Source organism: Psychrobacter sp. Sarcosine-02u-2 (assembly GCF_002836335.1).
Taxonomy (GTDB): Bacteria; Pseudomonadota; Gammaproteobacteria; order Pseudomonadales; family Moraxellaceae; genus Psychrobacter; species Psychrobacter faecalis.
The window spans coordinates 1-9,350 of the sequence record NZ_PJBX01000002.1 but is presented as its reverse complement, the minus strand read 5'-3'; the positions used below and the strand labels follow the sequence as shown (position 1 = coordinate 9,350).

Annotated in this window: 9 protein-coding genes and 1 pseudogene; 1 reads left to right on the top strand and 9 read right to left on the bottom strand. The window is 44.4% G+C overall.

Translation table 11 applies throughout. From position 1 onward, the window contains the following. Window positions 1-67 precede the first annotated feature (67 nt). From CXF58_RS00310 to ffh, 7 genes are all read right to left on the bottom strand, one after another. Complete coding sequence (locus CXF58_RS00310; RefSeq protein ID WP_068403935.1) at window positions 68-745, bottom strand: DUF4112 domain-containing protein; 678 nt, start codon at window positions 743-745, stop codon at window positions 68-70. Then, window positions 738-1,655 (bottom strand): 4-hydroxybenzoate octaprenyltransferase, encoded by a 918-nt coding sequence (gene ubiA / locus CXF58_RS00305; protein WP_068403937.1) that lies wholly within the window; start codon window positions 1,653-1,655, stop codon window positions 738-740. The genes CXF58_RS00310 and ubiA overlap by 8 nt, the downstream gene beginning before the upstream one ends. Window positions 1,656-1,740: 85 nt before the next feature. Continuing rightward, on the bottom strand, window positions 1,741-1,989 hold the full coding sequence (locus CXF58_RS00300) for a hypothetical protein (protein WP_068403940.1): 249 nt from the start codon (window positions 1,987-1,989) through the stop codon (window positions 1,741-1,743). 105 nt (window positions 1,990-2,094) lie between these two features. After that, entirely contained in the window at window positions 2,095-2,997 is a 903-nt protein-coding gene (locus CXF58_RS00295; RefSeq protein WP_102076225.1) for a class I SAM-dependent methyltransferase, read from the bottom strand. An 82-nt stretch (window positions 2,998-3,079) separates the two neighbouring features. Beyond that, complete coding sequence (locus CXF58_RS00290; protein WP_068403943.1) at window positions 3,080-3,922, bottom strand: undecaprenyl-diphosphate phosphatase; 843 nt, start codon at window positions 3,920-3,922, stop codon at window positions 3,080-3,082. Window positions 3,923-4,034: 112 nt separating this feature from the next. Next, on the bottom strand, window positions 4,035-4,718 hold the full coding sequence (tsaB, locus tag CXF58_RS00285; RefSeq protein ID WP_068403954.1) for a tRNA (adenosine(37)-N6)-threonylcarbamoyltransferase complex dimerization subunit type 1 TsaB: 684 nt from the start codon (window positions 4,716-4,718) through the stop codon (window positions 4,035-4,037). A 234-nt stretch (window positions 4,719-4,952) separates the two neighbouring features. Beyond that, a complete protein-coding gene (gene ffh, locus CXF58_RS00280; protein WP_068403945.1) occupies window positions 4,953-6,494 on the bottom strand; it encodes a signal recognition particle protein in 1,542 nt (513 codons plus the stop codon). Window positions 6,495-6,912: 418 nt separating this feature from the next. Between ffh and CXF58_RS00275 the strand changes: the two genes are divergently transcribed. After that, window positions 6,913-7,719, top strand: a complete 807-nt coding sequence (locus tag CXF58_RS00275) for a cytochrome C assembly family protein (RefSeq protein WP_102076224.1) — start codon at window positions 6,913-6,915, stop codon at window positions 7,717-7,719. A 112-nt stretch (window positions 7,720-7,831) separates the two neighbouring features. Here CXF58_RS00275 and purU read toward each other — a convergent pair whose 3' ends face one another. Both purU and CXF58_RS00265 read right to left on the bottom strand, forming a co-directional pair. Then, window positions 7,832-8,761, bottom strand: coding sequence for a formyltetrahydrofolate deformylase (purU, locus tag CXF58_RS00270; RefSeq protein WP_226928880.1), 930 nt, complete (start codon window positions 8,759-8,761; stop codon window positions 7,832-7,834). Between the two features lie 468 nt (window positions 8,762-9,229). Beyond that, window positions 9,230-9,350 (bottom strand): annotated as a pseudogene (locus tag CXF58_RS00265) (IS1 family transposase); the annotation flags it as partial.

Sequence of the window (9,350 nt, the reverse complement as noted above, 5' to 3'; positions counted from 1 at the left end):
AAATTAAACCCTAAAAAAGGCGGCAAATACTTATCATATTTGCCGCCTTTTTTACTCTACTTTACCTTTAACCAAAACCAGTGGTCTTGCTAAACAGACCGACCAGCCAGCTTATCAGCGCCCATAAGCCCCAACCAATAACCACAATAACGATTAATCCCAATAGATCAGGAATATGCAGGTATAGCCAAGCAACGATAGGATTACGCCAAAAGAACGCAAAGCGACTTTGCTGCTGTCTATCTTCTAATGATTGATGCAAAAACGGCCGATCCATATGCATGGTTTCGGTGATGCCATATTCATCGTGTAGATGCTCGTGGACGATAGTCAATGTCTTACGACTTGGCCGAATAAAGATATCGAGCACTGTGCCAATCCCCGGTACGATACCAACCACCATATCAATCAGCGCCAACCTAACCGCTGGGGTCATTTTATGCGCCGGTACGCCCAACTGCCGACCTAATATAAAAGCATAGCTGGTCAAAGCAAGACCTGCCAAATCTCCCGCCAGCGGAATGGTCGACAGTGCCGCATCCGCCCCCATGCCTTGTTTGGTAAAAGGAATACGTACGAGCGAATCCATGGTATTGGCAAATTTCGCCAGTTTACGCTCAGTTTCGATGACTTGTGCACGTGTTAAGCCATGTTCAGCTAGTTTTGCATGATAATCGATAACTGGTGCATTAACATCAGATACCTTTCTAGCTTTTGACTTTGAGAGCTTCTTAAAGTTATCCATTAAAAGTCGTCCATAAACACGCGATTGCGATAAGAGCAAAGACGTAACGCCCTACCCATATATTGGCCAAAAATGCCTGAAAACAGGCCAGTGCTTGACGACTGGCACAAGCGCTGTTCTGCTTGGCAAACATCATTGCCACGAGCGCCAAGCCAAATACTGGTATCACGCCTACACTGGTTGGCGCAAAGTAATGCCACATGACCGCACCCATAATAAGTAAAAATGCGGTTTGTAGCAGCGAGATGATAATCACATCGTAGCGACCAAATAATATCGCCGTTGATTTGACCCCTATTTTTAAATCATCCTCACGATCTGCCATCGCGTACTGGGTATCATAAGCCACGGTCCAGCACATATAAGCGATAAACAGTAACCAACACCAGATATCAGGCGCGCCTTGTATCGCGACATAGGCCATCGGTATCGCCCAACCAAACGCTGCCGCTAAAAAGACTTGCGGCAAATGGGTAAAACGCTTCATAAAGGGATAAATAAACGCCAATATAACGGCGCCAAGCGACCAGTAGAATACCGCAATAGGCAAAAAGAATAACAAACTGGCACTCAGCAATACCAATACTGAAAAAGCAGCAATGGCTTCTTTAGCGGATAAACGCCCGTCCGCTAATGGACGGCCTTTGGTGCGGCTGACATGACCGTCGACCTTGCGATCAGCAAAATCATTGATTGCACAGCCTGCCGCGCGCATAAAAATCGCGCCCAGTGCAAATAATACAAATATCTTTAGACTCGGCAAACCTGCCGTTGCCCCTTGCTGCTGCGCCTGTCCCATCGCCGCCAGCATTACCCCCCAGAGCGTTGGCCAGAGCAACAGCTCGATACCTACAGGTTTATCAAAGCGCGTTAATTGCAGGTAGGCTTGTAATTTGTCGTTAAATGTCATGGCGTTTTATTATCATCTATAGAAATTTTATATACTTTTTTGCAGGCTGCTAGGTTAAGCGAATAGAAGCGAAAGGATTGGCGAGCTATTGGATTTGTTGCCATAAGTTGTTGGCTTCAATGAGTGACAACTCAGGATATTGCTTGCGTAATGCCTTAATGGATGCCATCTTATTATTTTGGCTAAGCTTTGCTTGCTGCCGTAAGTAGTCCATTTGTTCTTTTGGATTCCTAAGCGCTTTTAGGTGGGCTTTGAGCTGTAAAACTTCTGTTCGCAACGCAATATTCATCAGTAATAAGCCTGCACCAATGACCCAAATTATAATCGTTGACATCCTTTTCTCCTGAATCCATTACTATTAAATCCACCACTTCTAAATCTTTGTATTCTAAACACTCAAACTGATTAACTGAGTCCATGCATGATAACGAAAGGTCTTTTAAACGAAATAACCATCAAAGCGTACCGCTTCATTATGCCAGCTTTCACTCGGTTGTTGATGCGCCAGTAATGGTGCAAGCTGCGGACGCTTGACGACGACGCGGCCTTGTCCTGCACCTTGACTGACAACCGCTTGTGCACTTTGGAGCAATTGCGACTCATCTTCTAGCGTTGGCGGACGTGCCAATTGGTGCAAGGCTTGCATATGCTTACCCACTTTCGCGCCTTTACCCGTTTTGCTATCTTGATAGCTATCCTCTGGAAACATAGGATCGAGATATACCACATCAATAGTTTGATAGCTATCAGCGGTCGAACCATTACTAGAATCTGCAAAATCAATACTTTCAAAATAACTAAGCGCATCGACATTAATAATCTGTAGTCGGCTCATCAGCTTTTGCCAATTTGGTAGCGTACTCATCCGCTGCTGTTCAGCTATCAAAAACAGCGCCATCAAGGGCTGCTCCTCAAGCATAATGACTTGAGCGCCAGTACTGGCTAATATGAGGCTGTCATGCCCAAAGCCTGCGGTCGCATCAATGACCGTGCTATCCGCTGTAATTTTAGCAGCTTGTAGCAGTAACTCAGACTTACGCCCGGCACTCACCACTCGGCGTTGTAGCTTATCCCATTCGGGCGCCACGCTCAGCCCATCGCTCAGCCATGATAGCTTATCTTTTTCATCTAATACTAAGATAGGCTGGATAGAATGCTGGCTTAATTGCTGGCGACGTTTTTGATTGAGCTTTTCGCTAAACAACTCAATGTTTAGAACAATAGGCAATTGATGTTTCACTACCAGCGCTTTTAGGCTGGCGATTTGCGCTTGTTGGGCTTCATTAACATAAAAAAGCTGGCAATGCATAAAATCGCTTGATGTTTGTTGCAAACTGCTCATGATTGCCCTCCCTTTTAATACTTTACGGTTTAAAACGTTACCGTTAACCCAGTTGAAAATGATAACGCCACATCGTTAAAACTTAGCCTGCCATCTGATAGCCAAAACCCCAAGCGGCGACCAATACGATGATGCCGGTAATAATGCGTAGCCATGCAAAAATTTTGAAATCGCGACGGCTAACCCAAGCGACCAATAGGCGAATACAAAGTAACGCCACGACAAATGACACCACGGTGCCTATACCCAATACCAGCCAGTCTTCGCTACTGGTCAATACATCATGGTGCTTTAGTAAATCCAACAATGCCGCGCCAACAATGACAGGTATGCCTAAAAAGAAAGAAAATTCCGCCGAAGCTTTGCGCGACACGCCAAGCCAGAGGGCGCCAATGATCGTCGCACCTGAGCGTGAGGTTCCGGGTATCAAAGCCAGACACTGCATCAAACCAATCATTAACGCTGTTTTTAGACTGACGTCTTCTGCTTCTTGGGCAATAATCGTTTTAGGTCGATTTTCGACATAAAATATCAGCAGACCGCCGACAATCAGCATAATCGCTACCACGATAGGGTTAAACAAATACGCCTTAATCTCGTCTGCAAAGGTAAAACCTACAATCATTACCGGAATGGTCGCCACAATTAAGCTTAAACCAAGCTGCCTTGGATTACTCATACCTTCTGCTTTACCGGTCAGTAGCCCCATCAGCGCTTGCCACAGCCTGCCCCAGTAATCATAAATGACCGCTAAGATAGCACCAAGCTGGACTACCACCACAAACAAATCAACTTTTTCCTTAGTCCAAAAGCTCATCAAATCGGCTGATAAAATTAAATACCCCGTACTAGAAATGGGTAAAAACTCCGTGATACCTTCAACGATACCCATAATGAGCGCTTGGATTAATAACAGTATATCCACAGTTGCTTCCCTAAAAAAACAGCGCTAGCCGCTGTTTTATATTGTTGTTGCTTTTATAATCGTTTATACGTAGAAGTACAAAGTGCATTGCTTACGAATCATCATGTAAGCACTATGCCTTACCTTGCTCTTTTAGCGTTTTCCATGCTTGATTGCGCAAGTACTTTGGTAAGGCATTAGCGGCATCGCTACCGCCTGTCTGTATGAATTGAGCGATACCCAATTGTCCAATCACTACCGCATCTGGCCAAACCTCTTCATGGAGAATTTGTTCGTCATGCATTTTTAGTAGCGGTGCACCATTACCGGCGATAGGAAGATTAGCAGCGGTTTGGCTGTCATAATCAAGTAAGCGCTCGGTATCTTCGCCATTTTCTTGCACAACGGGTTGCATAATATGGTCTATTAGCGCATATTGCCCAAAATATACTTGCTGCATACGCGCATCAAGCGCGCTATAAACTTGGGTCAAACCATACCTTTGATACGCACACTGGGCAATGGCTTGTAAGCTAGAAACACCGACACAAGGAATATCGTGGGCGACAGATAAGGCTTGCACCACCGCTGTATTGATTCTGATACCGCTAAAAGCACCAGGACCACGGTTGAATATCAATGCTTTTATATCAGTAAGACGCAGATTAGCCTCAGATAAGGCCGCATCAATCATTGGCAAAATGTGCTGAGTTTGCTCACGTTTACCTTGTTCGGTATGACTCGATAGCACCTGACCATTGGCATCTAAAATCGCGATCGAACACTGCTCAAATACGGTATCCATTGCTAAAAACATCATTACCTCGGCTTATTTTCTTAATACCACAAAACATGCGCTCATCAATCAGCGCCTATCATAGCATTTAGGATAAAAGAATTTTATTAATTTCTAAATTTTCCTAGTGCATCCATCAATATTTATGCAAATACGCCAGACATAAAAAACCCCACAGCGATGTTAGCTTGGGGTTTTCATGAAAACGTAAAGATATTAAGACGTAACAACTGTGCTAATCCAAACGGTTATTGCTTAAAAGCGCGTTTTAAACTTCTTTGGCGCTTGGTTTTGTAGCTCTTGCATCTGTTTTTGCATCTCTTCAGTGCTCGGCATATTGTTTGGATCCAGTCCCATCTGCTTTGCCATCTGCGCGGGATTCACATCTTTGGCACCGCCTTGCTGACCGCCGCCAAATAACGGACCGCCGCCGCCAGCACCGCCGCCGCCCATCAAGCCTTGCATCGATTTCATCATTTTACTGATACCTTCAGGTTTAGAAATCATTTTCATCATTTTTGCCATTTGCTTGTGCTGCTTGAGCAAACGATTGACGTCTTGAATTTCACGACCCGAACCTGCGGCAATACGGCGCTTGCGGCTTGGATTAATCTTATCTGGATTCTTACGCTCAAACGGCGTCATTGAATTAATCAAGGCTTCCATTTCACGTACTTTTTCTTCAGGCTTAGCGTCTTGCACGGCTTTTTGCATGTCAGAGCCGCCCATACCAGGCATTTTATCTAAGAAACCTGCCATGCCGCCCATGCTTTTCATTTGCTGAAACTGGGTCAATAAATCCTCAAGGTCGAAGTCGCCGCCCTTTTGCATCTTTTTCGCCATTTTTTCGGCTTTATCACGGTCGATTTTTTGCTCGACTTCTTCAACTAAGCTTAAGACGTCACCCATGCCAAGAATACGCTGAGCGATACGCTCAGGGTGGAATAGCTCGAGCGCGTCAAGTTTCTCACCGCGACCTAAAAACTTAATCGGTTTACCCGTAATGGCGCGTACAGACAATGCTGCACCGCCGCGCGCATCACCGTCGGTCTTGGTTAAGATAACGCCAGTCAATGGCAGCGCATCGTTAAAGGCTTTGGCGGTATTGGCCGCATCTTGCCCGGTCATGGCATCGACGACAAACAAGGTTTCAGACGGGTTGACCGCCGCGGTTAACGCCTTGATTTCAGCCATCATGGTCTCATCGATAGCCAGACGACCAGCCGTATCGATAATCAAAATATCTTGATATTGGATTTTAGCTTCTTCGATAGCGCGGCGGGCGATATCAATCGGATTTTCATCAACTGTTGAATTGACAAACTTGGCATTGACTTGTCCTGCTACTTGCTCAAGCTGAGCAATTGCCGCTGGACGGTAGACGTCGGCAGAAACCAGCATCACCTTTTTCTTATGACGTTCTTGTAAGAATTTCGCCAATTTACCAGCGGTGGTGGTTTTACCCGCCCCTTGCAAGCCTGCTAGCAGATAAACAACCGGCGGTTTACCCGTCATCTCAAGCTGCTGATTGGCACTGCCCATCATTTCGGTCAGCTCGTCATGGACGATTTTGACAAAGGCTTGTCCTGGCGCCAACTCTTTGAGCACTTCTGCGCCAAGCGCTTGCTCTTTGACACGTTTGACAAAATCACGCGTCACTGGCAGCGCGACGTCGGCTTCTAACAGCGCCATGCGCACTTCGCGCAGCGTGTCTTTGATATTATCTTCGGTCAACTGCCCAGTACCGGCGATATTACGCAGGCTCGATGATAAGCGTTCGGTTAAGGTATCAAACATAAATAACTCTCAATTAAAATAATTCTTAGTGAAAACAATCTTTGATAAAAGCAATTCTTGGTAAAAGCGGTTCTTGATAAAAACACTATGACAACAATACGTCGTCAAATTTGGTTCAGCGTTGCTTGCTGATTTATATGGTTTGGCGATGCTACAAACGATCAAGCAGTATTTTATAAAATTAATGATAAAAAGTAGCATATTATCAACACTATAGCATTAAGAGACCACAAAGCTTATAGTCGTTTTGCAAATGGCATTTTTCTAATAAGCGCTGCTGTGCTACAAGCGCTATAATCAATCCGTAAGATGGCGCTCAATTGCTTGCCATTTTATGATAAATTGGATGATTATTCTAATCATTCTGATAATACCATTTTAGCATTCAATTGAGCGGCGTTTTTGCGCTCATCATGAGATGAGGTTTTTTATCTTGCAACTTGCATTTTTACTGGCTGGCATGGTTTATATTTTGGTCAGCATCTACATTGGTTGGGCGCTGATTCACGATAAACCTATCCACAAGGGCGTAAGCTTAGGTTTATTGGTCGTCGGCATGCTCGCACATGCCGCACTACTCTATCCGCATGTGGTCACGCTTTATGGGCTAAATTTCAACTTGTTTAATACCATTAGCCTGATCAGTTTATTTTTCTTATTTTTCTACGTTATTTTTAGCTTATACCGCCCTATCGTCAGCCTCGGTATTTTAGCAGCACCGACGGCATTAATCGGGATGATTGTCGGTTATATCGGCCGCGCGCCCTATCGTCCGATTACAGACATCAGCGTCGGGTTAGAGGCGCATATCTTACTATCACTTGCCGCCTATTGTGTGCTGCTGATGGCAGCGCTGCAAGCGCTATTTTTGCGCTTACAAATACGCGAGCTGAAACACCAGTCGATTCATCGCTTTTGGGTCAATAAACTGCCGTCCTTGCAGAGCATGGAAAGTTTATTGTTCGATATGCTATTGGTCGGCTTTGTCTTATTGAGTATCGCGCTAGGCATTGGTTTTGTTTATGTAGAAGATTTGTTGGCACAGCACCTTGCTCATAAAACGGTCTTTAGCGTGCTCTCATGGCTGTTGTTTGGCGCATTATTATTGGGTAATTGGCGCGCAGGATGGCGTGGTAAACGTGCTGCCAATATGACCATTTATGCGTTTATCTTATTAGCAATCGGCTTTGTCGGTAGTAAGTTTGTGCTAGAGATGCTGTTGTAAATCCAGTGCTGTAATAGTGGTAGTGTGATTAAAAAAAGCCGCCAGTATTAAATACCAATACTGGCGGCCTTTTTTACGCTCTTATTTTGGTTTAACACCGTCTTAAAAAAAGCTAATTAAAAACCACGGTTTTATTACCTGCCACAATCACGCGATTTTGTACATGCCAATTTACTGCGCGCGCTAAGACATTACGCTCGATATCACGGCCAATAGCGCGTAATTCTGCCACTCCTTGACGGTGAGTGACCCGATGCACATCTTGCTCAATGATAGGCCCTTGATCAAGTTCAGCTGTCACATAGTGCGCGGTTGCTCCGATAAGCTTGACGCCTTTTTCATAAGCCTGACGATAAGGATCAGCACCGACAAAGGCGGGCAAAAATGAATGGTGAATATTAATGACTTGCATCGGCCAACGCTTAACAAAATCAGATGATAAAATCTGCATATAACGCGCCAATACCAGCAAATCATTGCCTGCCATCAAGGTATGAATCTGCTCTTCTGCCTCGGCTTTGTTATCCTTGGTGACTGGCACATAATGAAAAGTGATGCCAAAGTTTTCTACCGCTTGGCGCAAGTCTTCGTGATTACTAACGACACAGGTAATCTCGCAATCGAGTAACCCGCGCTGATGCCGCCACAGTAAATCTAACAAGGCATGGTCAAACTTTGACACTAAGATGCCAACCTTGGTTTTAATCGCATTATTATGCAAGCGCCACGCCATATTATGGCGCTTAGCCACCGTATGCCCAAAGCTGGCTTCAAAGTTATCCATAATTTCGCTCAAGCCTGCTAACGCAAACTCCAAACGCATAAAGTACTGCCCGCCTTCATGAGCGGTTGAATACTGATCGAGAGTGATAATATTGCCGCCATAACGGTGTATAAACTCAGATACAGCCTGTACGATACCCGCTTGATCGCGGCATTTGATCAATAACGTCGCGGTATCAATAGCAGCCGCAACTGGTGAATTTTTAGGATTTTTGCTCGACTTTATGCTTGCTGTAGCAGTCGTGGTATTGTCTGACATAGTGCGCCCAATCAAAAATGAAACATGCTGCTTACTTTGAATATGTTAGCAACATAGGAAACCGACTATTCTAATCGCTTTTACAAAACTTTGCTGATTGAGTTGCTTGTATTTGGTTATTGAGATTATGAATACAAAAACCCCCAACGCGAGGTTGGGGGTTTTTAAGAAATTATCTCCAAAGCAAGTAACTTACTACTCGACTTTAATTACTTTATTAAATCCAATTCCATTGCTACGAACATTAATCACAGAACCTAAATCAAATGCTTGATTGAAGTTAACAATATAAATCGTATCGTTGCTACTTGAATTCGGTGATGAATTAACCCCATCGATTGAAACAGAATAGTTTGGCTGATAAGGCGATAGTCTAACTGTTGTATTACCACGTGGATAAGCATTAGTAGAGTTAGCATTAACACTAACACTCATATTATTGGTGGTGTGTCAAAAAGTATGCTGGCATCAGACGTAGCCATAATTGACATAGAAGAACACCAGATCGAATACTTTAAAGTGATTATCAAGCTTTTTTGAGAAGCAACAAGTCTTTCTAACCGCCCGACGCAATCGGTGTCTAAGACGA

Bases quoted from the DNA above. Each gene is read 5' to 3' on its own strand.
- purU (WP_226928880.1), bottom strand. From the start codon at position 8,761: ATGTCAGACAATACCACGACTGCTACAGCAAGCATAAAGTCGAGCAAA.
- CXF58_RS00295 (WP_102076225.1), bottom strand. From the start codon at position 2,997: ATGAGCAGTTTGCAACAAACATCAAGCGATTTTATGCATTGCCAGCTT.
- CXF58_RS00310 (WP_068403935.1), bottom strand. From the start codon at position 745: ATGGATAACTTTAAGAAGCTCTCAAAGTCAAAAGCTAGAAAGGTATCT.
- CXF58_RS00300 (WP_068403940.1), bottom strand. From the start codon at position 1,989: ATGTCAACGATTATAATTTGGGTCATTGGTGCAGGCTTATTACTGATG.
- ubiA (WP_068403937.1), bottom strand. From the start codon at position 1,655: ATGACATTTAACGACAAATTACAAGCCTACCTGCAATTAACGCGCTTT.
- CXF58_RS00275 (WP_102076224.1), top strand. From the start codon at position 6,913: ATGAGGTTTTTTATCTTGCAACTTGCATTTTTACTGGCTGGCATGGTT.
- ffh (WP_068403945.1), bottom strand. From the start codon at position 6,494: ATGTTTGATACCTTAACCGAACGCTTATCATCGAGCCTGCGTAATATC.
- tsaB (WP_068403954.1), bottom strand. From the start codon at position 4,718: ATGTTTTTAGCAATGGATACCGTATTTGAGCAGTGTTCGATCGCGATT.